Genomic DNA, 26,607 nt, shown 5'->3' with positions numbered 1-26,607 from the left:
GGTGGAGGCGTTCCGCACCGCCGGGTTCGCGCGTCTTGGATCGGACGGGCCGCATACGCTGGTGATCCACGCCGAAGGCGACTGGGCGCGGTCTATTGAAGCCGGGGCGCATGTGTTCTTCACCAAGCTGATGCGACAAGCGACCGCGCGCGGTTTCACCACCCGGGTGGTCAGCGCGGGCGGCGCGACGTCGCAATTGCTGCTGGGGCAGGAACACGTTCACATCATGGTCGGCGGTGCGCCGGGCTATGGGCCGAACCGTTTGCACGCGGCGCCGGGGCATCTTTGGGGCTTTTGGTATCTCGACGAAGTGGGCAGCGGGGCGCATTCCTCGATCCGGTTCGCGCGCTTCTCGGCAGACGAGGTGGATGGCGAGAAGGCCGAGTACTTCTTCAACGGTGTCACCGGCTACATGCTGCGCGAGAACGTGTCGAAGCGGCCCCAGCCGGCGCGCGGCGCAACCTTGCCGGACCCGGCGGCGGCAGTCGTGTTCTGCCAGTTGATCGAGCGCACCAGCGACCGGCTGCATCACCTGACGACCGAACAGATGGTGCGCGTTGCCGCTACGACGGCGGGCAGCCGTCGCGTGTATGTCAAACCGCATCCCGACACCCCAAGGGCGCTTCGCCGGGGGCTAGAGGATATGGCGGCGGGCTATCGCAACGTCGTCGTCAGCGACGCGTCTGTGCACGACCTTGCCGGGGCAAGCGATGTGGTGGTGACGCAGAATTCGTCCGCGGGGTTCGAGGCGCTGATGCAGAAAAAATGCGTCGTGACCTGCGGCAAATCAGATTTCTGGCACGCGACGTTGACGCTGAAGACCGAAGACGACCTGCGCGACGCGCTGCTGCACGGTCGCGAGACGATGGCAGCGTTTCCGTTCGAGAAGTACCTGTACTGGCATCTCGACCGGATGTGCCTTGAACCGGAAAAGCCGGACTTTGCAGCGCGCGCGTGGGCCCGCATCCGCGACAAGGCGATGCTCTGAAACCGGCCTATCCGGGCGGATCTTGGCTTGGCGCAGCGGTCCGGTTCTGACATTCAGGGTCCTCACATTCCGAATCCGGGCGCGGCGATGACCGACAAGACCGATCTCAAGCTGAACCTGTCGGCGGGACTTATGTCGTCGTCTGTGGCCTTCGTGCTGGTGCTGGCAAAGCTGTGGGCGCTGGGGGCCACGTCTTCGCTGGCGATCGCGGCAAGCCTTGCCGACAGCGCGCTGGACCTGATGGTGTCGCTGGGCGGGCTGGCGGCCATCGCCTATGCCGCGCGACCGGCGGACGACGACCATGCGTTCGGCCACAGCTCGGCCGAGGATCTGGCCGCGTTGGGCCAGTCCGTTGTGATCCTTGCCTCAGCCGCGCTGATCGCGTGGACCGCGATCGGTCGCCTGCTGGCAGGCCCTCCGGGTCCGATCGAGCAGGAAGGCTGGGGCATGGCCGTCATGGTGTTGTCCATCGTGCTGACCCTGCTTTTGGTGGCGTGGCAGCGCTGGGTGATCCGCAAGACCGGGAACCGCGTGGTGGCGGCGGACAGCCTGCACTATCTGGGCGACCTTATTCCCGGGATCGGAGCGATCCTTGCGCTGCTGGCCTCGAAGTGGTTCGGCCTTGGGCAGGTCGACAGCGTGGTCGCGCTGGGCGCGGCGGCGATGCTGGCCATCGGCGCGGCGCGTATCGGCAAAGGGGCGTGGGACGCGCTGATGGACCGGTCGGCGGACCCGTCGATGGTGGCCGGCATCGAAGAGATCGCCAGCCGTCACCCCGGCGTGCGCGGCTACCATGACCTGAAGACACGCACCGCCGGGTCGGTGGTCTTCGTCAATTTGCATATCGAACTGGACGGCAACCAGACGCTGGACGCGGCCCATGCCATCGGGGCCTCCCTGCGCAGGGACATCATCGCGGCCTATCCGCGGGCCGACGTGATGATCCACAAGGACCCGGTCGGGGTAGAGCCTCACCCGGACGATCCGGGCAAGGCTGCACAACGCTAGGGTCTACTGTTCCGCCCAGGTCACGTAATCGAGCGTCAGGGCGGACCCGCCCTCGGTCGCGACCAAGAACCGCGCGACGCGCCCGAGGTTGGTCTTAAGGCAGACCACCGCCCCATCCGTCAGCGAAGCCGCGTCGATCGGCGTGGCGTCGAACCTTTCGGCCCGGCAGTCATGCAGGCTGCGGTCGCTGCCGTCGGCCAGCGACATCTGCGCGCCGTTGACCGGAACGATGACCTGGCTGTCACCGCCCTGCGGCCGCCACCAGATGTCGGCCCCGGCGGCGCCCGAGTCGCCCTGATCAAGGTCAGCCCGGCCATTCAGCGTCAGTTCTACCGACCCTTCCGAATGCACGACCGGCGGCGGGGGCGGGGGCGGGGGCAGGTAGCCCACGTACACCTTGGCCGACATGGCGCTGTCGTCCAGCCGGGGATCCAGCGCCAGCGTGCTTTCCATCCAGTCCATGCAGACGCCGCCAAGGTCGGGTTCGGTACACAGGCGCACCCGTGCCTCGCCCGAAATCTGGACGGAACTGAAGGTGCCCGACAGGTCCGGGTCCAGACGGGCAAAGTCGCCGACGTCCAGGCAGGTGCGGGTCCCGCCGAAGCTGGGCTCGGCGAAGAAGCAGGCAATGTCTCCCGGTGGCGGCGGCGGGGGCGGCGGTTCGACGCCCGGCGGGCAGGTGGCGCGGAACTGCGGCTCGGGCAGGGTGACGTCCAGCGACCACGTGCAACCCGGGTTCACGGCGGGATACTCCGGCCCGGCCGTCAGATAGCGTGAGGCGACCCAGCCTTCCATTCCGACCCCGGCGATCTGGCACCATGCGTCGGCATCGCAGCGCAGGATCTCGACGACGTCGCCGGGGTTCAGCCCGCCGACGACAGCGTTGCCCGAACCGGGTCCGGACCGGACATTCAGATAGGTGGTCGAGGTCCCCTGACCGGCGAAGGCGGCCGGTGCCGGGATCTGCGCCCCGACAAGCGCGGCGGCGAAGGTCAGGACCGAAATTCTGGTCGCTTTCATGCAATTGCTCCCGGTACGGCGGGCGTCTGGGCGCCCGTTAGAAATGCGTTGCGCAAAGGTGTGCCGGAGAAACGGCGCACGGGCAAGCAACCAGCCCAAGGGTATTGGGCCGGGTGATGTTGCTGCAACGCTGGCACTGCGCGCAGGGCGCGGCCCGGGTTTGCGATCAGGCCTCTTCCAGCCGGTCGGTGGCGGGCGGCGGCGTCGGGGTCAGCGCGGACATGCGGGCATACAGCGCGTCGTCCATGTCGAAGGTCATCGCGTCCAGCGACGGGCGCAGTTGCTCGACCGTGCGGCCGGACACGATCGGGGCGGTGATGCCCGGATTGCGCGCGACCCATGCGACGGCCAGCGTGATCGGTGACACGCCCAGCTCGGCGCCCAGATCCTGCAGGGCAATGGCCGCGTCGTGCATCCAGTCCTGCGCGTAGCGCGCCTTGTACATGGCGTCATCGACCAGCCGCCCGCCGTCGCCCTTGCCGTACTTGCCGGTCAACAGCCCGCCGCCCAAAGGCGAGTAGGGGAAGACCGAGAAGCCCTCGGACAGGGCCATCGGCAGGATTTCGACCTCGGCCTGCCGCTTCACGAGGTTGTACATCGGCTGCAGCGCCGCGATCGACAGGCTGAAGCTGCGGGCCACCGCCTGTGCCTTCATCGTCTGCCACGCCGAGAAGTTCGATATCCCGATCTCGCGCACGCGGCCGCTTTCGGTCAGCGCCGCGAGCGTCTCGAACGTGTCCTCCAGCGGGGTGCCGTCGTCCCAGCGGTGCAGGTACAGAAGGTCGACATAGCCCATGTCCAGCCGGTCCATGCTTTCCTCGAACTGGGCCATGATATTGGCCGGGGTCGACGGGGCCGGGTGCGCGCACTTGGTGGCAAGGAACAGGCTTTCGCGTTCCGACGCGGCCAGTTTGCCAAGGTAACGTTCGGATTTCCCGTCGGTATAGCCAAAGGCCGTGTCGAAGAAGTTGATCCCGGCCTCGCGGCAGGCGGCGAACATCTCGGCCGACTGCGCCTCGTCGGCCTTTCCGCCGAACTGCATGGTGCCAAAGCAGAATTTCGATAGCGGTGCGCCGTTGGCGGTCGCGAGTTGTGTCATCATGTCCTCCCTTTGACCAAGGGGTACCGCGCGGCAGGGCAGGCGGCAAGCGCGGGGCGTGGTGCCCCGGACCCGCCAAAGCAAAGGCGCCTCCGCAACCCGTGCGAAGGCGCCTTCGGTTTTCATGCGTCACAGCACCCGGCGGACCGGAGCCGCCGGGGCCGGATCAGCTGGGGCCGGATCAGCTGGGGATCGAGCCGGTGATGCCCTCGACATAGAAGTTCATGCCGGCCAGCGTGCCGTCGTCGGCAACCTCGCCATCGGCCAGCCACGCGGACCCGTCCTGCTTGTTCAGCGGGCCGGTGAACGGGTGATAGGACCCGGCGGCGATGTCGTCGCGGATCTTTTCGGCCTCGGCCTTCACGTCATCCGGAACCGGGCCGGTGATCTCGCCGATGCCGACCATGCCGTCACCGATACCCCACCAGTTGTTCTGGCTTTCCCATGCTTCGTCCATGACGGCCTGCACGCGCTCGATATAGTAGGGCGCCCAGTTGTCGATGATCGACGAGATGCGCGGCTCGGGCGCGTATTCGTACATGTCGGCGGCCTGACCGAAGCCCAGCGCGCCGGCTTTCTCCAGAACGGCCAGCGGCGCGGTCGAGTCGGTGTGCGCCAGAACCACGTCGACGCCTTGGTCCAGCAGCGCCTGCGTCGCGTCGGCTTCTTTCGCCGGGTCGAACCAGGTCGAGACCCAGACGACGTTCATCTCGACCTCGGGGTTGGCCTTGCGGGCATGGATGAACGACGAGTTGATGCCGCGGATCACCTCGGGGATCGGGAAGGACCCGATGTAGCCGATCTTGTTGGTCTTGGTCATCGCGCCGGCAAGGTAGCCGGTCACCGCACGACCCTCGTAGAACCGGGCCGAGTAGACGCCCACGTTGTCGGCGGTCTTGTAGCCGGTGCAGTGCTCGAACTTCACGTCCGGGAACTTGGCGGCGACGTTCACGGTCGGGTCCATGAAGCCGAAAGAGGTGGTAAAGATGATGTCCGCGCCGCCCAGCGCCATCTGCGTCATCGCGCGTTCGGCATCGGCGCCCTCGGGCACGTTTTCTTGGTAGACCAGTTCAATGGCGTCGCCGAAGTGTTCCTTCATCTCCATCGCCGAGGTGTGATGGTGCTGGGTCCAGCCGCCGTCGTTGATCGGGCCGACATAGATGAAGCCGACCTTCAGCGGGCTGCCCTGGGCAAAGCCGGGCCGAACAAGGCCCAGCGTGGCGGCAGCGGCACCGCTGGCCAGAAGCGTTCTGCGTTTCATGGATATTCTCCCCTGTCGTCTGCGGGCCTGTTGCGGCCCGCCGTTAAGGCCCCTAGCTCGAGGCGTGGAATGTGCGCCCCAGCGACGCGGGCGCGTTGAGTGCCGCGCGGCCGCGTCCCGAGGACATGATGACAAGCACCAGAATCGTTATCAGATATGGCGACATCGACAAGTATTCGACCGGCACCTCGACCCCTGCGGCCTGCAGGTTCAGCTGCAGCACGGTGACGCCGCCGAACAGGTAGGCACCGATCAGGACGCGCCACGGTTTCCAGCTGCCGAACACCACGATCGCCAGCGCGATCCAGCCGGCGCCGGCGGTCATGCCCTCTGTCCATTGCGGCACGCGCACCAGCGACAGATAGGCGCCGCCCAGCCCGGCGCAGGCGCCGCCAAAGGCGATGGCGGCCAGCCGCACGGCGACCACCTTGTAGCCCAGCGCGTGGGCGGCGCCGTGGCTTTCGCCGACAGCGCGCAGGATCAGCCCGCCGCGCGTGAACTTCAGAAAGGCCCACACGGCGGCGACGATCAGGATCGAGACGTAGACCATCGCGTCATGCTGGAACAGCACGCGGCCAAGGAACGGGATATCGGCCAGCGGGCCGAAGTTGATGTCGCCGACCGGCGGCGGCTTCAGCCCGACATAGCTTTGCCCCATCAACGACGACAGCCCCAGCCCGAACAGCGTCAGCGCAAGGCCCGTCGCGACCTGGTTCGACAGGAACAGCTGCGTCAGCACGCCGAAGGTCATCGACAGCAGCGCGCCCCCTGCGGCGGCGGCAAGGAACCCCAACGCGGGCGATCCGGTCTCGACCGCCGCGATGAAGCCGCAGATCGCACCGGTGATCATCATGCCCTCGACGCCAAGGTTCAGAACCCCCGACTTCTCGGTAACCAGTTCGCCGATGGCGGCCAGCAGGATCGGGGTCGAGGCGATCATCAGCGACGCCAGCAGGATCGCGGGGTTGATCGTGGACAGATCCATCAGACGCCCCCCTCTGCCGCAATATGCAAATCGACATGTGCCATCACGCCATCTCTCCCTTGCCGATCCGCACCCGGAAGTTCGTCAGCACGTCCACCGCCAACAGGAAGAACAGCAGCATCCCCTGGAACGCCTGGATCGCCGCCGCGGGCAGGCCAAGGTTCGCCTGCGCCGCCTCGCCGCCAATATAGGTCAGCGCCAGCAGCAGCCCCGCCAGCAGGATGCCCACCGGATGCAGCCGCCCGAGGAAGGCGACGATGATCGCGGTGAAGCCGTAGCCCGAGTTGAAGTCGATCGAAATCTGCCCGGCCGGGCCTGCCACCTCGAACATGCCGGCCAGCCCTGCCAGCCCGCCCGAGATGCCCATGCAGACCACCACCAGCAGGTTCGGCTTCACGCCGGCGAACCGTGCGGCGCGGGGACTTTCTCCGGTGACCCGGATCTGGAATCCCAGCATGTGCCGGTTCAGCAGGATATAGGCAAGGATCACCGCGATCAGCGCCGCGACCCCGCCCCAGTGCAGCCCGGACCCCGCGATCAGCTCGCCGTTCGCGGCAGAGGCATACTGTTGCAGGTTGCGGCTGCCCGGAAAGCCGGACCCTTCCGGGTTCCTGAGCAGCCCCAGCGCCATCGAGGCAAGGAACTGCTCGGCCACGTAGACCAGCAGCAGCGACACGAGGATCTCGTTGGTGTTGAACTTGCTCTTCAGAAGCGCCGGGATCATCGCCCAGACGAACCCGCCGAAGGCCCCGGCAAGGATCATCAGCGGAAAGATCAGCCAGCGCGCCTCCATCGGGTAGAACGCCAGCCCGACGGCGGCGCCGAAGATCGCGCCCATGATGTACTGGCCCTCGGCGCCGATGTTCCAGATCCCGGCCCGGAATCCCAGCGACAGCCCGATGGCGATCAGCACCAGCGGCCCCGCCTTGATCAGCAACTGGCCGCGATAGTACCAGCCGAATTCACCGAACAGCGGTTCCCAGAAGATCGTGCGGATCGCCAGCAGGGGATCCTTCCCGAGGATCGCAAACAGCACGCCCCCCGCCACCATCGTCAGCAGCACCGCCAGAAGCGGGGTCGCATAGCTCCACGCTTTCGACGGCTGCGGTCTTTTCTCCAGCCGGATCACGCGCGACACCCCTGCATCTTTGGTCCGCAAATATCCCGGGGGCCCGGGGGCAGAGCCCCCGGCGTGGCTTCATCCATGTGCATGTCCCACCTCCAGGTCATGGGCGCCGCCCATCATCAGCCCGATCTCGTCCACCGTCAGCCCCTTCGCCGACCGCGGCTCGGACAGGCGGCCTTCGTTCAGCGCCGCGAAGCGGTCCGAGATCTCCATCAACTCGTCCAGGTCCTGACTGATCACCACCAGCGCCGCACCGTTCTCGGCAAGGTCCAACAGCGCCTGCCGGATCGCCGCAGCCGCGCTGGCGTCGACGCCCCATGTCGGCTGGTTCACCACAAGGCACACGGGCCGTTGCAAAATCTCGCGCCCGATGACGAATTTCTGCAGGTTGCCGCCCGACAGCGACCGCGCCGCGTTCTCCGGCCCCGGCGTCCGCACGTCGAACTGCGCAATGATCGTTTCGGCAAAGCTTTTCGCGTCGGCCCATTTCAGGAACCCGTTCGACACCAGCCCCTCGCGCACCGCCCCGGTCAGCAGCGCGTTCTCGGTCAGCGACATGTCCGGCGCGGCGGCATGGCCCAGCCGTTCCTCGGGCGCCGCCAGAAGGCCCAGCTTGCGCCGCGCGTTCGGACCCAGCCCGCCGATCGGCTGGCCGTTCAGCGTCACCGCCGCGTCCGCGACCCGCGCCTCGCCCGACAGCGCCGCCAGCAGTTCGTCCTGCCCGTTGCCCGCAACACCGCCGATGCCCACGACCTCGCCCGCGCGCACGGTCAGGTTCACGCCCTTCAGCGATGTCCCGAACGGGTTGGCGGATTTCACCGACAGGTCGGTCAGGTCCAGCACCACCGCGCCCGGCTCTTTCACCTCGCGCGACGGGGTGTGCAGCGCCGTGCCCACCATCAGCTCTGCCATCTCGCGGGCCGAGGTCGCCTTGGGATCGCAAGTGCCCACCACCTTGCCCAGCCGCAGGATCGTCGCCTCGTCGCACAGCGCGCGGATCTCCTCCAGCTTGTGGCTGATATACAGGATCGAGGTGCCCTCGGACTGCAACTGGCGCAGGGTGTCGAACAGGATGTCGACCTCTTGTGGCGTCAGCACGCTTGTCGGTTCGTCCATGATCAGCAGCTTCGGGTCCTGCAGCAGACAACGGATGATCTCGACCCGCTGCCGTTCGCCCGCCGACAGGTCGCCGACCAGCCGGTCGGGATCCAGCGGCAGGCCATATGTCTCGGACACCTCGCGGATGCGGCGCGCCAGCTGGCGCGGCTTCGGCGGGTTCTCCATCCCCAGCGCCACGTTCTCGGCCACGTTCAGCGCGTCGAACAATGAGAAATGCTGGAACACCATCGCAACGCCAGAGGCGCGCGCGGCATGGGGCGTCGCGGGTTCGAACGGCTGACCGTTCATCGACATCTGCCCGGCGTCGGGCTTCACCAGACCGTAGATCATCTTGACCAGCGTGGACTTGCCCGCGCCGTTCTCGCCCAGCAGGGCGTGCACCTCGCCGGGCATGATCTGGAACGACACGCCGTCGTTCGCGACCACGCCGGGATAGGCCTTGGTCAGGCCGTCAAGCTTCAGAAGCGGGTCCGTCACGCGGTGTCCTCCCTGTAGTGCGGCCTGTCCAGCGCCGAAACGCCGGCGCTCAGGATCTCTGCCGCGACGCCCACCGCGATCGCCTGCGGATGCTTGCCCAGCGCCGGGTCGCCGATCGGGCAGCGGATACGCGCGACCTGCTCCGGCGCGTGTCCCAGCGCCGCCAGCCGCGACCGGAACCGCGCCCATTTCGTCGCCGATCCGATCAGCCCCGCCGCGCGGAACCCGTGGCTCAGCAGGCGGTGACAGATCTCCAGGTCCAGCGCGTGCGAATAGGTCAGGACAAGGTGCTCGGCCTCTGCCGGCGCCAGCCGCACCGCGTCGGCGGGGTTCGCGGCGGGCAGGACGGTGACGTCCTGCGGCACGTCATCGGGGAACCGGTCTGGCCCGGTGTCAACCCAAGTCACCGACACGTCCGGCAGCGGCGTCAGCACGCTGACCAGCGCGCGGCCCACGTGGCCCGCGCCGTAAATCCAGATCGCCCGCGACGCCCGCGCCACCGGCTCCAACAGCCAGCCGTTGCGAAACTCCGTGCCGACCGGCGCGCCCGCGTTCCGCGCCTTCACCGCGGCGCGTTTCAGCGGCAGCGGTGCGTCCGCCGCGCCCTCGACCCGCCGCAGCACGACCGCGCCGAAGACGGTCTCCAGCCGCGCCGCGTCCCAGCACTCGCAGACCAGCACGACCGCGCCGCCGCAACATTGCCCCAGCGCCGGCCCCAACGGCTTGCGCGCCACCGCATCGCGGCCCGCCGCCAGCGCCGCCCGTGCCTCGGCCGCCGCCTCGTATTCCAGCGCGCCGCCGCCGATGGTGCCCGACTGCCCGCTGTCCCAGACCAGCATCGCCGCCCCGGGCTCGCGCGGGGCGGATCCCTCGATCCCAGCCACCACGACCCGCGCCACACGGCCATGCCGCGCGACCGCAGCCGTGACAGAGGCCCGGTCGAAGCTCATCCGCGCACCCGGTTCACGGCGGCCAGCACCCGCTCGGCCGTGGCCGGGGCGTCCAGCGCCGGATAGTCCGCACCGCACGACGCCACCGCGTCCGACAGCGCCATCAGTGCCGAGATCCCAAGCATGAACGGGGGCTCGCCCACCGCTTTCGACCGATAAATCGTCTCCTCGCGGTTCGCGCCGTCCCACAGTGCCACGTTGAACACGCCGGGCCGGTCCGAACAGGCGGGGATCTTGTAGGTCGACGGCGCATGCGTGGTCAGCAGCCCCTTGTCGTTCCACACCAGTTCCTCGGTGGTCAGCCAGCCCGCGCCCTGCACGTAGCCGCCCTCGATCTGTCCGATGTCCAGCGCCGGGTTCAGCGACGTCCCGGCGTCGTGCAGGATATCCGCGCGCAGGATGCGGTTCTCGCCGGTCAGCGTGTCGATCACCACCTCGGTCACGGCGGCACCGTAGGCGAAATAGAAAAACGGCCGCCCGCGCCCCTGCGACCGGTCCCACGTGACCTTGGGCGTCTTGTAGAACCCGGTGGCCGACAGCCCGACCCGCCCGGCGTAACACTTCTGCGCCGCCTCAGCGAAGGTGTAGCTTGCGCCGCCGACGCTGACCTGCCCGTCGGCGAACACGACGTCCGCCGCCGCGGCCTGATGCTCCTCGGCCAGAAACTCCGCCATCCGGTCGCGGATCGTATCGCAGGCGATCTTCACCGCCATCCCGTTCAGGTCCGATCCCGAGGACGCCGCGGTGGCCGAGGTGTTCGGAACCTTCCCGGTGTCCGTCGCGGTGATCTTCACCATCTCCAGCGGCACGCCGAACCGCGCCGCCGCGACCTGCGCCACCTTCTGGAACAGGCCCTGTCCCATCTCGGTGCCGCCGTGGTTCATGTGGATCGAACCGTCCTGATACACATGAACCAGCGCGCCGGCCTGGTTCAGATGGGTCAGCGTGAAGGAGATCCCGAACTTCACCGGCGCAAACGCGATGCCGCGCTTCAGCACCGGGTTCGTCGCGTTCCACTCGGCCACCGCCGCGCGCCGCGCGTGATAGTCCGACGCCGTAACCAGCGCGTCGGTCATCTCGTGCAGGATGAAGTCCTCGACCGGCATGTGATAGGGCGTCACCTGCACCCCGTCGGGGTCCGCCGCAAGACCGCCCGGCGCCTCGTCCACCGCGCCCGCCGACCCGCGCGAGGCCATGTCGCGATGCGGATCGGCCCCGTCCAGTTCCGGCCCCTTCTTCTGTCCGGAAATATCCCGGGGGTGCGCCGCAGGCGCGGGGGCAGAGCCCCCATCGACACCGGCCATCTCGCGGTAATAGTTGACGCGGCGCACCTCCAAAGGGTCCTTGCCCAGGGCGTGCGCGACGTGGTCGACCACCCGCTCGATCCCCAGCATCCCCTGCGGCCCGCCGAACCCGCGATAGGCGGTGGCGGACTGGGTGTTGGTCTTCAGCCGGTGGCTCTCGATCCGACAGGCGGGCAGGTGATAGGCGTTGTCCGAATGCAGCATCGCCCGGTCGGCCACCGGCAGCGACAGGTCCATCGACCAGCCGCAGCGGACGTAATGGGTGAAATCCACCCCGGCGATGCGCCCGTCCCCGTCGAAGCCCACGCGATAGGCGATGCGGAAGTCGTGCCGCTTGCCGGTGATCGTCATGTCGTCGTCGCGGTCATAGCGCATCTTGCAGGGCTTGCCCGTCGCGGCGGCCGCCACGGCGCAGATGCAGGCCAGCGCGTTGCCCTGGCTTTCCTTGCCGCCGAACCCGCCGCCCATCCGCCGCGTCTCGACCCGCACGGCGTGCATCGGGACGCCCAGCGTTTCGGCCACCTTGTGCTGGATCTCGGTCGGGTGCTGGGTCGAGCTGTGCACGACCATGTCGCCGCCTTCCTGCGGCAATGCCAGCGCGGCCTGTCCTTCGAGGTAGAAATGTTCCTGCCCGCCCATCTCGAGCGTGCCGTCGATGACATGCGCCGCGCCGTCCAGCGCCGCCGCCACGTCGCCGATGGCCCAGGTGACCGGCCCGCCCTCGAAATAGCTTTCGGCCTCCAGCGCGTCGTCCACGGTCAGCAGGGGGGGCAGTTCCTGATACTCGATCTTCGCCAGCCGGGCGGCCTTTCGCGCCGCAAGATGCGTTTCGGCGACCACGGCAAAGACCGGCTGACCGATATAGAACACCTCGCCCTCGGCCAGCAGCGGCTCGTCGTGGATCGAAGGGGAAACGTCGTTGTCGCCGGGAATGTCCTCGGCGGTCAGCACGGCGACGACGCCGGGTGCGGCGCGGACGGGGTCAAGGTCCATCGCCACGATCCGCCCCCGCGCGACCGAGGACAGGCCGAACGCAAGCGACAGGCACCCGGCGGGCACCGGGATGTCGTCGACATAGCGCGCGGCGCCGGTGACGTGCAGGCGGGCGGCATCGTGCGGAAGCGGTTTCGCGACGCTCATGCCGACACCTCCAGCACGCTGGTGGCGCCCGCGCCGGTGTCTTCAAGGAAGTAGCGCGTCAGCATGTTGCGCGCGGTCTCCAGCCGGTACGCGGCCGAGGCGCGCATGTCCGACATCGGCGTAAAATCCCGCGCCCACGCGTCGGCGGCGGCATCCAGGGTTTCCTGCGTCCAGGGCTGGCCGGTAATCGCCGCTTCGACGGCGGTGGCGCGTTTCGGTGTGCCGGCCATGCCGCCGAAGGCGATGCGCGTGCCGGTCACGGTTCCATCCTCGACGGTGATGTTGAAACAGCCGCAGACGGCGGAAATGTCCTGATCGAACCGTTTCGAAAGCTTGTAGCATTTCAGCCGGTCCGGCTGGCGCGGGATGCTGACGGCTTCGACGAACTCGCCCTTCGCGCGGTCCTGCTTGCCGTACTCGATGAAGAAATCTTCCAGCGGCAGGCTGCGGCGGGTATCGCCCTTGCGCAGATGCAGCGTTGCGCCAAGCGCGATCAGCGCGGGCGGGCTGTCGCCGATGGGCGAGCCGTTGGCGATGTTGCCGCCGATGGTCGCAGCGTTGCGCACCTGCGTGGATCCATAGCGGCGGATCATCTCGGCGAAGGACGGGTGCAGGTCGGCCATCGCTCCGCCCACGTCGGTCAGGGAGGTGACGGCGCCGATCTTCACCTCGTCCGCCCCGATGTCGATGAACTTCAGATCCGACACGCCGTTCAGGAACGCCACCTCGTCCAGATCGCGCAGCGCCTTGGTCACCCACAGCCCCACGTCGGTCGCGCCGCCCACCAGCGTCGCGTCCGGGTGCGCGGCGTACCACGTGGCAAGGTCGTCTGACGAGGCGGGCAGCGCAACGCCGCCGCCGGGCGCGGCCAGCGCGCCAAGCTTCGACAGGTCCTCGGTCATCCAGTCTGGAACCGGCTCTGACGCGGCGGCTTCGGCGGCGCGGACGATGGGGGCATAGCCGGTGCAGCGACACAGGTTGCCAGCCAGCACGTCGTCGTGGTCGGTGCGCCCGTTCAGGTGCGCGCAGGCCATCGAGACGATGAACCCGGGCGTGCAGAACCCGCACTGGCTGCCGTGGTGGTCGACCATCGCCTGCTGCACCGGATGCAATGCGCCGTCGGGTCCGGCGATGCCTTCGACCGTGCGCACGGCCTTCCCGTGAAGCTGCGGCAGGAACAGGATGCAGGCATTCACCGCCCGCGCGCCGTCCGAATCGGTGACCATCACCGTGCAGGCGCCGCAGTCGCCTTCGTTGCAGCCTTCCTTGGTGCCCTTCAGCCCGCGTCCTTCGCGCAGCCAGTCAAGCAAAGTCGTCGTTGCAGAGATGTCGTCGGCAATGACCGGGTCTCCGTTCAGGAGAAACGTGATCTGGCCCGTCTGCTGGCCCATGCGTGTACCGTGACCGCTTTCTGTTCGCGCGAGGTCGTTGCCCCGCGTAGCGCCAGACCCGATGCGGCGGAAAGCCGGGCGCCCCCTGATCATTGGCCAGCAAAGCGGTCGATTGCCCAAATGGCAAGCACTTGCGCAGGATTATGACGTCACGGGGCTGCCAATAACGACGTTAAACGGCGCATTTGCCGCGCAAATGGGCGGAGGTAGGGGCACGAAGCCTGCCTGGACGGGCTTGTATTACCCGGGGTTGCGCGAGAAGTTGCCCACGCGTGCAGGTTGCCTTGTGTCGGCCCCGCCCGCACGCGACGACAGGCAGGCAGGGGCTAGCAGGAGAGACCGGGCAGAATGGGCGTCCTTACCATCGTCGGCATCGGCGCAGCGGCGCTTTTGCTTGCCCTGCTTGTCGCGCGGGCGCGCTTCGGAGCCTTCGTCGCCGGTTTCGAGGCGAAGCTGGGCCGCACGCGCCCGGTTCCGGTGACCGACCGTCTGCCGCCTCGGGTCCGCGAATTCGCCCAGCGATGCGACGCCTCGGCCGACGACATCGCGGCGCGCGTTCACCTGACCCAGTTGGCGGAACTACAGCGCGAACCGGGCGGGCCGTGGTACTGGCTTGAAGCGCGGCAGACCATCGCGACGGGCGAACCGGGGTTCGTGTGGGAAGGCTGGCGACCGTTCTGCGGCACCACCAAGGTGCGCGTGGTGGACAGTTTCGTGAACGGGGCCGGGCGGCTGCGGGTCCAGATCCTTGGCCTTGTGCGGATCATCGAGGCGAAAGGCGCCGACGTGGACCGGGGCGAAGCGATGCGCTACCTGGCCGAGCTGCCGTGGGCGCCGGATGCGATCCTTGGCAATCCGTCGGTCTCGTGGCGGATGGAGGACGAGGACCACGCGGTGGCCACGCTGGAGGCCGCTGGCGGTCCGGTTTCGGTGCGCTTCCGGTTCGACGGCGCGGGCGACATCGTCGAGTTCTTCGCGAAAGACCGCCCCAAGCTGCAGCCGGGCGGTGGCGTTGTCCTGTGCGACTGGCGCGGATACTTTCGGAACTACCGCATGATCGGCACCCGGCGAATCCCGTCCGAAGGGGAGGTCGGCTATGTCGAAGGCGGTGTGTACGACGCCTATTTTCAAGGCCGGGTCACCAGCTACGAGATCGACCACTGACGGTGGGGGCGTTCGGGTCTGCGTTGCCCGCGCGGTGAAAAGAGAGGCTCTGCCCCCGTCGCACCGCAGGTGCGCCTGAGGCAGCAGCGTAAGGGGGCTCTGCCCCCGTCGCGTGCCGCGACTCCCCCGAGGTATTTTGAAAGAGAAGAAGCAGGGCCGCTGCGGCACCGTTGACCGGTTCGCGCGGGGATGCGATTTCACGATTCCACCCCGCCCATCTGTAGGATAGCGTGGCCGCATGACCCAGTCCCCCAGCTTCGTCCATCTTCGCCTGCACACCGAGTATTCGCTTCTGGAGGGCGCCGTGCCCGTGAAGAAGCTGGCCGGTCTGTGCGCCGATGCGGGGATGCCCGCCGTCGCCGTGACCGACACGAACAACATGTTCTGTGCGCTGGAATTTTCGGTGATGGCCAGCGGTGCCGGGGTGCAGCCGATCCTTGGATGCCAGGTCGACGTGGACTACGACCCGGTGCAGCCGGGAGAGAAGCCGCGCCCGCCCGCGCCGGTGGTCCTGCTGGCCCAGAACGAGGCCGGCTACATGAACCTCATGAAGCTGAACTCGTGCCTGTATCTCGACAGCCACGGCGAATTGCCGAAGGTGTCGGTCGAGGAGCTATGCACCCATTCCGAGGGGGTCATCTGCCTGACCGGCGGGCCCGAGGGGGCGCTGGGGAAATTGATCTCTGCCGGCCAGATGCCGAAGGCCGAGGCGCTGGTGAAAAAGCTGGCGGGCGCGTTTGGGGACCGGCTGTATATCGAGTTGCAGCGGCATCCGGGCGAGAACGGCGCGCTGACCGAGGCCGAGCGCGCGACCGAGCGCGGCCATGTCGAGATGGCCTATGCGTTGGGGCTGCCGCTGGTGGCGACGAACGACGTCTATTTCCCGAAGTCGAAGATGTACGAGGCGCACGACGCGCTGATCTGTATCTCGGAAGGCGCCTATGTCGACCAGCAGGACCCGCGCCGCAGGCTGACGCCGCAGCATTATTTCAAAAGCCCGTCGGAGATGGCCGCGCTGTTCGCGGACCTGCCCGAGGCGCTGCAGAACACCGTCGAGATCGCGAAACGCTGCGCCTACAAGGCCGAGAAGCGCGCGCCGATCCTGCCGAAGTTCGCCGACGACGAGGTCGAGGAACTGCGGCGGCAGGCGAACGAGGGGCTGCAGGCGCGGCTTGCCGTCATCCCGCACGCGGTCACGCCCGAGGAATACCAAGAGCGGCTGGATTTCGAGCTGGGCATCATCGAGGGCATGGGGTTCCCCGGCTACTTCCTGATCGTGGCCGACTTCATCAAGTGGTCCAAGGACAACGGCATCCCCATCGGCCCCGGCCGGGGGTCGGGCGCGGGCTCGCTTGTGGCTTACGCGCTGACCATCACCGACCTTGATCCGCTGCGCTATTCGCTGCTGTTCGAACGCTTCCTGAACCCGGAACGGGTGTCGATGCCGGACTTCGACATCGACTTCTGCATGGACCGGCGGGAAGAAACGATCCGCTACGTGCAAGAGAAATACGGCCGCGACAAGGTGGGCCAGATCATCACCTTCGGTGCGCTTCTGTCCAAGGCGGCGGTGCGCGACGTCGGCCGCGTTTTGCAGCTGCCCTACTTCCAGGTGGATCGCCTGTCTAAGATGATCCCGGTCGAGGGCGTGAAGCCGGTCTCGATCGAGAAGGCGCTGATCGACGAGCCGCGCCTGCGCGAGGCGGCGCGCGAGGAAGAGGTCGTCGACCGGCTGCTGACCTATGGCCAGCAGATCGAAGGATTGCTTCGCAACGCCTCGACCCACGCGGCAGGGGTCGTGATCGGCGACAGGCCGCTGGACGCGCTGGTGCCGCTGTATCAGGATCCGCGGTCCGACATGCCGGCCACCCAGTTCAACATGAAATGGGTGGAACAGGCGGGGCTGGTCAAGTTCGACTTCCTCGGCCTGAAGACGCTGACGGTGATTCAGAACGCCATCGACCTGATCCACGGGCAGGGCCGCGACCTGCACACCGGGCCGGACGGATCGCAGATCTACGAACCCTTCGAGGGCGCCGAGAACCAGATCAACGCGATCCCGCTGGACGATGCCAAGACCTACGAGCTGTATTCCAGCGCCAAGACGGTCGCCGTGTTCCAGGTGGAAAGCTCGGGCATGATGGACGCGCTGCGGCGCATGAAACCCACCTGTATCGAGGACATCGTCGCCCTCGTGGCGTTGTACCGTCCCGGCCCGATGGAGAACATCCCGGTCTATTGCGAGGTCAAGAACGGCCTGCGCGAGATCACCTCGGTGCACCCGTCGATCGACCACATCCTTGCCGAGACGCAGGGCATCATCGTCTATCAAGAACAGGTGATGCAGATCGCGCAGGTCATGGCGGGGTATTCGCTTGGCGGCGCCGACCTGCTGCGCCGCGCGATGGGCAAGAAGATCAAAGAGGCAATGGACGCCGAGCGGCCCAAGTTCGAAAAGGGCGCGGCGGCCAACGGTGTCGACAAGAAGAAGGCGAGCGAGGTCTTCGACCTTCTCGAGAAGTTCGCCAACTACGGTTTCAACAAATCGCACGCCGCCGCCTATGCGGTGGTCAGCTACCAGACGGCGTGGCTGAAGGCGAACCACCCGGTCGAGTTCATGGCCGGCGTGATGAACTGCGATATCCACCTGACGGATAAGCTTGCGGTTTACGCCGAAGAGGTGCGCCGCAACCTGCAGATCGAGATCGTGCCGCCCTGCGTGAACCGCTCGCTGGCGACGTTCAGCGTGTCGGAAGGCCGCGTGGTCTATGGGCTGGGCGCGCTGAAGAACGTCGGCGCCGATGCCATGCAGATGATCGTCGACGCACGCCGCGTGGACCCCGACGCGCCCGAGAAGGGCGAAAAGCCTTTCGTGAACCTGTACGACGTGGCCCGCCGCGTCGACCTCAAGCGGATCGGCAAGCGCCCGATGGAGATGCTGGCCCGCGCCGGTGCCTTCGACGAACTGGACCCCAACCGCCGGCGTGTCTTCGAATCGCTCGACGGGCTGGTGGCCTACTCGGCGGCGGTGCACGAACAGAAGAACTCGAACCAGGTGTCGCTGTTCGGCGAGGCGGGCGACGACCTGCCGGAACCGCGGCTGTCGCCGGTCACCGACTGGCTGCCCAACGAACGGCTGGCCGAAGAGCACAAGGCGATCGGCTTCTACCTGTCGGGCCACCCGCTGGACGATTACATGGGCCCGCTGAAACGGCAGGGCGTGATGACACTGGCCGAGGTCGCCGCGAAGGCGGAACGCGGCCCGCATGTCGCAAAGCTGGCGGGCGCGGTGGCGGGGCGGCAGGAACGCAAGTCGGCTCGTGGCAACCGCTTCGCCTTCGTGCAGCTGTCGGACCCGACGGGCCTCTACGAGGTCACGGTGTTCTCGGACACGCTGGAAGCGGCGCGCGAACACCTCGAAACCGGCAACAACGTGGTGCTGACGGTCGAGGCGACGATGGAATCCGACCAGCTGAAGCTGCTGGCGCGCGGCGCACAGCCGGTGGACGCGGTCGCGGCGGGCGCGGGCGGCATGGGGCTGAAGGTCTTCGTCGACGAAGCGGCCGCGGTGGCGGCGGTTGCCGAGCTTCTTGAAAAGGCAACGGCCGAGGCCAAAACCCGCGCGCGCGGACCCGTGCAGCTTTGCCTGATGGCGCCCGACCTGCCGGGCGAGGTCGAGATCTCGTTGGGCGACAGGTTCCACATCAATCCGCAGATCAAGGGCGCCCTGAAATCGCTTGGCGGCGTGGTCACGGTCGAGGACGCCTGACCACGACCAACCGCCTATCCGGCCGGCGGCAGCGCGCCCCTGCTTCTTCTCTTCCGAAATACCTCGGGGGAGTCGCGAAGCGACGGGGGCAGAGCCCCCTTACGCCATTCCAACCTACCAGTGCGGCGGCCGCTGGTCCGCAAGGGGAACCGTGCCGCCACCCTCTGCCTCGCGTTCGGCCTCGCGCTCCATCAGCAGGCCGACGCGGCGCTGCAGGCGCTCGATGTCGCGGGCCTGTCCGGCGACGATGTCCGACAGTTCGTCCGCCACCCGTTGCAGGTGGGACAGCTTTTCCTCAAGGGCGTGCAGGTGTGTATCGCTCATGCGACCCCCATACTCCTGCCGGGGCCGCGCTGTCGAGCCGCCGCAGGCGTCCTTGCCCCCAATGCGGCCTTCCGCTAGACCGCGCCGCGAACCCAACCGGATGGACAGCACGATGGCCAAGCAGAAGAAACAGCCGCGCCCCAAGGCAGAGACGCCCAAAGGATTCCGCGACTATTTCGGCCATGAGGTCACCGAGCGGCAGGAAATGCTGAACCGGATCGCCGAGGTCTATCGCCGCTATGGCTTCGACGCGCTGGAAAGCTCGGGCGTCGAGACGGTCGAGGCGCTGGGCAAGTTCCTTCCCGACGTCGACCGCCCGAACGAGGGCGTGTTCGCGTGGCAGGAAGACGACGACAAGACGTGGCTGGCGCTGCGCTATGACCTTACCGCACCGCTGGCCCGCGTCTATGCCCAGCACCGCAACGACCTGCCGACACCCTATCGCCGCTACGCGATGGGCCCGGTCTGGCGCAACGAGAAGCCGGGGCCGGGGCGGTTCCGCCAGTTCTACCAGTGCGACGCCGACACCGTGGGTGCGCCCAACGTCGCCGCGGATGCCGAGATCTGCGGCATGCTGGCCGACGCGCTGGAAACCGTGGGCATTCCGCGCGGCGACTACATCATCCGGGTCAACAACCGGAAGGTCCTGAACGGAATCATAGAAAGCGTCGCTGAACTACAGAAGCAGATGACTTTCCCGGAAGGTCTATCGGAGCGAGGTCAGCGTGAGTTCGAGACCCTCAGAACGCGGCTAATTGCATCAACTGATAATGTGATGCGTACACTGGATAAATTCGACAAGATCGGTGATCGCGGCGTGCGGGAACTCCTCGGTACGGGCCGCAAGGATGCTTCTGGCGCATTCATCGATGGACTAGGATTGCCGGAATATGTCGCGGATGGCTTTCTGGCCTTTCTCCATGCGAAAGGTGAGACCAATGAGGTTACACTTCAGCGGCTTCGCGAAGTGGTGCGGTACTCTCAGGAAGGTTTACAAGGCGTCAATGAACTGGAAGAGATTGCTACACTTCTAGCGCGCCAAGGCTACGGCCCGGAACAGATCATCATCGACCCGTCGGTCGTGCGTGGCCTTGGCTATTACACCGGGCCGGTGTTCGAGGCGGAACTCACCTTCGAGATCCTCGACGAAAAGGGCCGCCCGCGTCAGTTCGGCTCGGTTGCCGGTGGCGGGCGGTATGACGATCTGGTCAAGCGGTTCACCGGGCAGGAAGTGCCGGCGACCGGCATCTCGATCGGGGTCGACCGCCTGCTGGCCGCGCTGCGCGCCAAGGGCCGCGTCGGCGGCACCGCGCAAGGCCCGGTGCTGATCACCGTGATGGATCGCGACCGGATGGGCGATTATCAGAAGATGGCCGCCGAATTGCGTGGCGCGGGCATCCGCGCCGAGGTATATCTGGGCAACCCCAAGAACTTCGGCAATCAGCTGAAATACGCGGACAAGCGCGACTGCCCCCTCGCGATCATCGAGGGCGAGGACGAGAAGGCGCGCGGCGTCGTGACCGTCAAGGACCTTGTGCTGGGCAAGGCGCTGGCCGAGGGCATGAGCCACGAGGAATGGAAGGAACAGCCCGCGCAGGAAGAAATCGCGCGCGGCAACCTTCTGGCCTACGTCCAAGAGAAGCTGGGCTGATGAGCGGCAACATGGCGCTGGACGCCGAGATCGCTCGGCTGACCGACCTGTTCCGGCAGGCGGGCGGACAGCTTGTCGATCTTCCGGTGTTGCAGCCAGCGGAAACGCTGCTGGATCTTTATGGCGAGGATATCCGCGCCCGGGCTTACGTCACCACCGACCCGCTGGCGGGCGAGATGATGTTGCGGCCCGACTTCACCGTGCCGGTGGTCCAGATGCACATGCAGGGCGGGCCGACGCCCGCGCGCTATGCCTATGCCGGCAAGGTGTTCCGGATTCAGGAACTGGATAGCGACCGGCCCCCGGAATACGATCAGGTCGGGTTCGAACTGTTCGATGGCGCCGACCCGGCCGCTGCCGACGCCGAGGTGTTCGCGCTGTTCTCGGGCGCGCTGGCGCATATGAACCTGCGGGCCGTGATCGGCGACATCGGCATCCTGCTGGCCGCCGTGCGCGGGCTGTCGACGCCGGATTTCCGCAAGGGCGCGCTGTTGCGCCATGTCTGGCGCCCGCGCCGGTTCCGGGCGCTGGTCGACCGCTATTCCGGCCGCGCGGCGAAACCCGCCGGGCGGGCAGAGCTTCTGGCGGCCTACACCGCGGGCAAGGACGTGCTGGCCGAAGCCGGGCCGCTGATCGGCCTGCGGTCGCAGGACGAGATCGAAGCGCGGCTGAAGGTGCTGGTCGCCGATGCGGATGAACCGCCTTTGTCGGCTGCCGAAACCGACCTGTTGGACCAGATCGTGACCTTGCGCGAAAGCGCCCCGATGGCGCTGGAATGCCTGCGCGACATCGCCGTCGACATGCCCGCCATCGCCCCTGCCGTGGCGAAGGTCGAGGCGCGGCTGGACGCGATGGCCAAGCTGGGCGTCGACGTGGACGCGCTGGAGTTCGAGGGCGGCTATGGCCGGACCTCGATGGAATATTACGACGGTTTCGTCTTTGGCCTGTCGTCTATGGCGCGGCCCGACCTGCCGCCGGTGGCGACGGGCGGGCGCTATGACGCGCTGACCCGCGCGCTGGGCGGCGGCGACGCGATCCCGGCGGTGGGGGGCGTGGTGCGTCCCTCGCTGGCGCTGCTGCTGGCGGAGGCCGACCGATGACCGTGAAGCTGGGTGTGCCGTCCAAGGGTCGGCTGATGGAGAAGACCTTCGACTGGTTCGGATCGCGCGGCGTGACCCTGTCCAAGGCCGGGTCCGAACGCGAATATTCCGGTGTCGTCGAGGGTGTCGAGGGCATCGAACTGGTGCTGTTGTCGGCCGGAGAGATCCCGCGCGAACTGCACCGCGGGCGGATTCACCTTGGCGTCACGGGCACCGATCTGGTGCGTGAGAAGCTGGCCCATTGGGACCAGTCGGTGAAAGAGCTTGCGCCGCTTGGCTTCGGCCATGCCGACCTGATCATCGCCGTGCCGCGCGCTTGGGTCGACGTCGAGACGCTGGACGATCTGGATGCCGTCGCCTCGAACTTCCGCCGCCTGCACGGACACCGGATGCGGATCGCGACCAAGTACCACCGCATGGTCCGCGAGTTCCTGCGCGAACATGGCGTGGCCGACTATCTGCTGGTCGACAGCCAGGGCGCGACGGAAGGCACGGTAAAGAACCTGACCGCCGAAGCCATCGCGGACATCACCTCGACCGGCGAGACGCTGCGGGCCAACCACCTGAAGATCATCGGTGGCGAACCCGTGCACCGCAGTCAGGCCACGCTGTTCAAGTCGCGTAACGCGCCTTGGGCCGACGGCGAACGGGACGCGTACCTTGCGTTGATGCGGATGCTGGACCTCGACGGCTGACGCGCGCCGGGGTTCCCGCTGTGGTTGTGTCGCAACGCGATGCGCGGGCGAAGTGGCACGGTGTACGATTACGTTACGCACGGGCCGGATTTGGTGCTATGTGAAGCACATAACAAAACGACAACGAGCAGTTTCATGACCAACCCGGCACACGTGGCGGCGCTTTGCGTCGCGGCTTCGCTTTCGATCCCGGCGGCGCAGGCGCAGGCTCAGGACTGGACGGCCACGGCGACCGTCGGCCTTGGCTTTGGCGAGGTGTCCGACACGGACACCAGTTTCACCAGCTACACCATCGACGCCAGCGGGCGGGTGCGCTTTGACAGCGGCTTCAGCATGGGGCTGGACCTTGGATATACGGGGCTTGAATCCGACGACATCTCGGGCAGTGCGTCGATCACCTCTTTCGCCGTCGCGCCGCGTTATCGGTTCGCCAACCGTCCCTACACGGTCGGCGGCTATGTCGAATACGCGTCGCTGGACGATACCGGACTGTCGGGCAGCCTTGATGCCACGTCTTACGGTCTGACCGGCGGCTACGTGGGCACCAACTGGCGGACCGAGGTCTTCTGGGGCCTGACCGACACCGACCCAGAGATCGGTCCGGACACGGACATTCAGGACTACGGCATCAGTCTTGGCGTCCTGTCCAGTGACCGCCTGTCCTTCGCCGGAAACCTGATCCGCACGTCGGTCGAGGACTCGGGCGTGACCGTCAACGCAGACTTGTTCGAGATCGCCAGCACCTATCAGTTCGGCAATGGCTTTGGCCTGTTCGGCAGTGTCAGCCACATGACGATCAGTTCGGCGGGCGACAGCGTGGATATGAACACCATCGGCATCGGCGGCAGCTATTACCTTGGCAATACCATCGAACTGCCCCTGACCGTCAGCCTTGAGCTTGCGCAGTCCGAGGTCAATTACGGCGGCTACTCTGGCGACATGAGCACCGTGCGCCTTGGCCTGACGCTGCCGATTGGCGGCTCGGGCGGCAAGCTGCCGCTGAACTCGACCGCCGGTGCGGTGCAGAACGGGCGCCACAGCGCGATCACCTCGTCGGTGCTGAGCACGTTCTGATCCGGGCGGCGCCGCTTTCGGGCGGCGCGCCTACAACACCCCGATTTCGGCCAACGCGGCACTTAGCGCGGCGGGCAGGGGGTCTTCCCCCTGACGGTTTCCGGTCAGGTCCGGTGGCGCATCGGACGGCGCCAGATACCGCCAGCCCTGAAACGCGCGCTTGCGTGTGGCCGCGACGCGGACCATCTCGGGGTCCAGCACGATGGCGCAGCGGCGGATGCCGTCCTCGCGCACGACCTCGTCCAGACGCAGGATCTTCTGGCGGCACTGGATGACGCCCTTGATCACCCAATAGATCGACCCGCCGTTCAGCACTTCTGCCTCGCGTTTGGGCCACATGCGCGTGACGTGGCGGGGCCGCCCGTCCGGAGCGACCGACAGTCCGCTACGCTGCCACGCGACCAGATCCTCGACGGATTCGGTCCCGACCGACAGCTTCACAAGGTGTGTATACTTATCCACAGAATCTTCCCCACTCGGCACTGCATATCGTAGCGCATGGGCCTTGGGCTTCAACCGATTGTGGAAAACCGCTATATTCGGGTTTCCTTGCGTCAAAGGAATCAGCCCATGACACGCTTCGCTGCCCCCATCGCCGAACAGATCTGGGACATGAAATACCGCCTGAAAGAGGCGGATGGCACCCCCATCGACCGCAGCATCGAAGATACATGGCGGCGAATCGCGCGCGCGACAGCCTCGGTCGAGGCGGACCCCGAAGTGTGGGAGGACAGGTTCTTCGCCGCGCTGGAGGATTTCCGGTTCCTGCCCGCCGGACGGATCACCGCCGGGGCGGGCACCGACCGCAGCGTGACCCTGTTCAACTGCTTCGTGATGGGGACGATCCCCGACACGATGGCGGGCATCTTCGACGGTCTGAAAGAGGCCGCGCTGACGATGCAGCAGGGCGGTGGCATCGGCTATGATTTCTCAACCATCCGGCCGAAGGGCGCGGGTGTGAAGGGCGTGGCCGCCGATGCTTCGGGGCCGCTGTCGTTCATGGACGTCTGGGATTCGATGTGCCGCACGATCATGTCCGCCGGGTCCCGCCGGGGCGCGATGATGGCGACGATGCGCTGCGACCACCCGGACATCGAGGATTTCATCACGGCCAAGTCCGACAAGGCTCGTCTGCGGAACTTCAACGTCTCGGTTCTGGTCACCGACGCGTTCATGGAAGCGGTCAAGGCCGACGGCCCGTGGGAACTGGTGTTCGGCGACAAGGTCTATCGCACGATCCGGGCGCGCGACTTGTGGAACCGGATCATGCGGTCGACCTATGACTACGCCGAACCCGGCGTGATCTTCATCGACCGCATCAACCAGATGAACAACCTCGCCTATTGCGAGACCATCGCCGCCACCAACCCCTGCGGAGAGCAGCCGCTGCCGCCCTACGGCGCCTGCCTGCTGGGGTCGATCAACCTTGCCCGGCTGGTGACGGAACCTTTCACCGACGGCGCCGGGATCGACGAGGCAGAGCTGGACGACCTGGTCGCGACGGCGGTGCGGATGATGGACAACGTCGTCGACGCCTCGCGCTTTCCCCTGCCGCAACAAGAGGCCGAGGCCCGCGCCAAGCGCCGGATCGGTCTGGGCGTGACGGGGCTGGCGGACGCGCTTTTGATGATCGGCCTGCGCTATGGCTCGGACGAGGCGGCGCGTCAGACGGAACGCTGGCTGCACCGGATTGCCCGCGCCGCTTATCTGGCGTCGGCGCGGATCGCGTCCGAAAAGGGGTCGTTCCCGCTGTACGACGCGGACAAGTTTCTGGCGAGCGGGTCGCTGGTGCACATGGACGACGACGTGAAGGACGCGATCCGGGAACATGGCATCCGCAACGCGCTCCTGACCTCTATCGCGCCGACCGGGACGATCTCGCTGTACGCCGGCAACGTATCTTCGGGGATCGAGCCGGTGTTCGCCTTCGCCTACACCCGCAAGGTCTTGCAGAAGGACGGGACCAAGACCGAGGAAGAGGTCGTCGACTATGCCGTGCAGATGTGGCGCGACCGGTTCGGCGATGCCGCGTTGCCTGACCACTTCGTGAACGCGCAGACACTGCAGCCGATGGACCATGTGAAGATGCAGGCGGCGGCGCAGAAGTGGGTGGATTCGTCGATATCCAAGACCATCAACTGCCCCGAGGATATCGGGTTCGAGGCGTTCAAGGACGTCTACATGGAGGCCTACGAGACCGGCTGCAAAGGGTGCACGACCTACCGCCCGAACGATGTGACCGGGTCGGTCCTGACCGTGGCGGAAGAGAAGCCGAAAGCGCCCGAGGTAGTCAGTTCCACGGGCGCCGAGCCCCGCACCCCGCATGGCGACGTGGTCTATATCAGCGAGCCGCTGGACCGCCCGCAGCAGCTTGAAGGGCAGACCTACAAGCTGAAGTGGCCCGACAGCGATCACGCGATCTACCTGACGATCAACGACATCGTCCTGAACGGCCACCGCCGCCCGTTCGAGATCTTCATCAACTCGAAGAACATGGAACACTTCGCGTGGACCGTGGCACTGACCCGGATGATCTCTGCCGTGTTCCGGCGCGGCGGCGACGTGTCCTTTGTGGTCGAGGAACTGAAAGCCGTCTTCGACCCGCGCGGCGGCGCATGGATGCAGGGCAAGTACATCCCGTCGATCCTCGCGGCCATCGGCGGCGTCATCGAACGGCACCTGATTTCGATCGGGTTCATCGAAGGCGAGGGGCTGGGCCTGAAGTCCGACCCTCAGGCGGATGTGGTGAACTTCAACGGCGCCCGAGCCAAGGCGTGCACGGCCTGCGGGTCGTACGAGACGCGGATGGTGGAGGGGTGCATGACCTGCCTGAGCTGCGGCTTCTCGAAGTGCGGCTAGCTGAAGGCGGGGAGGGGAAACGACAGAAACGCCAGGTTTAACACGACTTGGCTTCGAATAGCCCTCGTCAATCGGGCTGGGTCTGGGCCGTCAGTGGTGGGAT

The 26,607-nt window shown here is 66.9% G+C and carries 20 protein-coding genes; 9 read left to right on the top strand and 11 right to left on the bottom strand.

What is annotated here, in order from left to right:
* Position 1 precedes the first annotated feature (1 nt).
* Both P1K30_RS21285 and P1K30_RS21280 read left to right on the top strand, forming a co-directional pair.
* The gene (locus P1K30_RS21285) at positions 2-988 is read left to right on the top strand and encodes a capsular polysaccharide export protein, LipB/KpsS family (protein WP_275634805.1); all 987 of its coding nucleotides are present in this window, start codon (positions 2-4) and stop codon (positions 986-988) included.
* Between the two features lie 87 nt (positions 989-1,075).
* A complete protein-coding gene (locus P1K30_RS21280; protein WP_275634804.1) occupies positions 1,076-1,996 on the top strand; it encodes a cation diffusion facilitator family transporter in 921 nt (306 codons plus the stop codon).
* A 3-nt stretch (positions 1,997-1,999) separates the two neighbouring features.
* Here the strand turns inward: P1K30_RS21280 and P1K30_RS21275 are convergent, their stop codons facing one another.
* The 9 genes from P1K30_RS21275 to xdhA form a co-directional block, all read right to left on the bottom strand.
* Positions 2,000-3,016, bottom strand: coding sequence for an SH3 domain-containing protein (locus P1K30_RS21275; RefSeq protein ID WP_275634803.1), 1,017 nt, complete (start codon positions 3,014-3,016; stop codon positions 2,000-2,002).
* Between the two features lie 166 nt (positions 3,017-3,182).
* Positions 3,183-4,115: an aldo/keto reductase gene (locus tag P1K30_RS21270; RefSeq protein ID WP_275634802.1), complete on the bottom strand. Its 933-nt coding sequence runs from the start codon at positions 4,113-4,115 to the stop codon at positions 3,183-3,185.
* 181 nt (positions 4,116-4,296) lie between these two features.
* Entirely contained in the window at positions 4,297-5,376 is a 1,080-nt protein-coding gene (locus tag P1K30_RS21265; protein ID WP_275634801.1) for a BMP family ABC transporter substrate-binding protein, read from the bottom strand.
* A 52-nt stretch (positions 5,377-5,428) separates the two neighbouring features.
* Complete coding sequence (locus tag P1K30_RS21260; protein WP_275634800.1) at positions 5,429-6,361, bottom strand: ABC transporter permease; 933 nt, start codon at positions 6,359-6,361, stop codon at positions 5,429-5,431.
* Between the two features lie 43 nt (positions 6,362-6,404).
* Positions 6,405-7,490, bottom strand: a complete 1,086-nt coding sequence (locus P1K30_RS21255) for an ABC transporter permease (RefSeq protein WP_275634864.1) — start codon at positions 7,488-7,490, stop codon at positions 6,405-6,407.
* A gap of 69 nt (positions 7,491-7,559) precedes the next feature.
* The gene (locus tag P1K30_RS21250) at positions 7,560-9,083 is read right to left on the bottom strand and encodes an ABC transporter ATP-binding protein (protein WP_275634799.1); all 1,524 of its coding nucleotides are present in this window, start codon (positions 9,081-9,083) and stop codon (positions 7,560-7,562) included.
* Positions 9,080-10,033 carry a xanthine dehydrogenase accessory protein XdhC gene (xdhC, locus tag P1K30_RS21245; RefSeq protein ID WP_275634798.1) on the bottom strand — a complete coding sequence of 318 codons (954 nt, stop codon included), beginning with the start codon at positions 10,031-10,033 and terminating at the stop codon, positions 9,080-9,082. The genes P1K30_RS21250 and xdhC overlap by 4 nt, the downstream gene beginning before the upstream one ends.
* Positions 10,030-12,477 (bottom strand): xanthine dehydrogenase molybdopterin binding subunit, encoded by a 2,448-nt coding sequence (gene xdhB / locus P1K30_RS21240; RefSeq protein ID WP_275634797.1) that lies wholly within the window; start codon positions 12,475-12,477, stop codon positions 10,030-10,032. Before xdhB ends, xdhC begins: the two co-directional genes overlap by 4 nt.
* Positions 12,474-13,868, bottom strand: coding sequence for a xanthine dehydrogenase small subunit (gene xdhA / locus P1K30_RS21235; protein WP_275634796.1), 1,395 nt, complete (start codon positions 13,866-13,868; stop codon positions 12,474-12,476). The genes xdhB and xdhA overlap by 4 nt, the downstream gene beginning before the upstream one ends.
* A gap of 348 nt (positions 13,869-14,216) precedes the next feature.
* Between xdhA and P1K30_RS21230 the strand changes: the two genes are divergently transcribed.
* Positions 14,217-15,032, top strand: a complete 816-nt coding sequence (locus tag P1K30_RS21230; RefSeq protein WP_275634795.1) for a DUF6544 family protein — start codon at positions 14,217-14,219, stop codon at positions 15,030-15,032.
* Between the two features lie 238 nt (positions 15,033-15,270).
* Entirely contained in the window at positions 15,271-18,801 is a 3,531-nt protein-coding gene (dnaE, locus tag P1K30_RS21225) for a DNA polymerase III subunit alpha (protein ID WP_275634794.1), read from the top strand.
* A gap of 114 nt (positions 18,802-18,915) precedes the next feature.
* On the opposite strand, the gene P1K30_RS21220 is transcribed toward dnaE, so the two are convergent.
* Positions 18,916-19,125 (bottom strand): SlyX family protein, encoded by a 210-nt coding sequence (locus tag P1K30_RS21220; protein ID WP_275634793.1) that lies wholly within the window; start codon positions 19,123-19,125, stop codon positions 18,916-18,918.
* Between the two features lie 112 nt (positions 19,126-19,237).
* Between P1K30_RS21220 and hisS the strand changes: the two genes are divergently transcribed.
* From hisS to P1K30_RS21200, 4 genes are all read left to right on the top strand, one after another.
* Complete coding sequence (gene hisS, locus P1K30_RS21215; RefSeq protein WP_275634792.1) at positions 19,238-20,776, top strand: histidine--tRNA ligase; 1,539 nt, start codon at positions 19,238-19,240, stop codon at positions 20,774-20,776.
* Complete coding sequence (locus P1K30_RS21210; RefSeq protein WP_275634791.1) at positions 20,776-21,876, top strand: ATP phosphoribosyltransferase regulatory subunit; 1,101 nt, start codon at positions 20,776-20,778, stop codon at positions 21,874-21,876. The genes hisS and P1K30_RS21210 overlap by 1 nt, the downstream gene beginning before the upstream one ends.
* Positions 21,873-22,571, top strand: coding sequence for an ATP phosphoribosyltransferase (gene hisG / locus P1K30_RS21205; RefSeq protein WP_275634790.1), 699 nt, complete (start codon positions 21,873-21,875; stop codon positions 22,569-22,571). The genes P1K30_RS21210 and hisG overlap by 4 nt, the downstream gene beginning before the upstream one ends.
* A gap of 135 nt (positions 22,572-22,706) precedes the next feature.
* Positions 22,707-23,645 (top strand): outer membrane beta-barrel protein, encoded by a 939-nt coding sequence (locus P1K30_RS21200; RefSeq protein WP_275634789.1) that lies wholly within the window; start codon positions 22,707-22,709, stop codon positions 23,643-23,645.
* A gap of 30 nt (positions 23,646-23,675) precedes the next feature.
* Here the strand turns inward: P1K30_RS21200 and P1K30_RS21195 are convergent, their stop codons facing one another.
* Positions 23,676-24,107: a DUF1489 family protein gene (locus tag P1K30_RS21195; RefSeq protein WP_275634788.1), complete on the bottom strand. Its 432-nt coding sequence runs from the start codon at positions 24,105-24,107 to the stop codon at positions 23,676-23,678.
* A 108-nt stretch (positions 24,108-24,215) separates the two neighbouring features.
* Between P1K30_RS21195 and P1K30_RS21190 the strand changes: the two genes are divergently transcribed.
* Entirely contained in the window at positions 24,216-26,504 is a 2,289-nt protein-coding gene (locus P1K30_RS21190; protein ID WP_275634787.1) for an adenosylcobalamin-dependent ribonucleoside-diphosphate reductase, read from the top strand.
* Positions 26,505-26,607 lie beyond the last annotated feature (103 nt).

Origin of the sequence: Psychromarinibacter halotolerans, assembly GCF_029168315.1 — a bacterium.
GTDB lineage: Bacteria > Pseudomonadota > Alphaproteobacteria > Rhodobacterales > Rhodobacteraceae > Psychromarinibacter > Psychromarinibacter halotolerans.
Note: the sequence above shows the minus strand (reverse complement) of the source record. Positions and strands in the feature narration are given on the sequence as shown.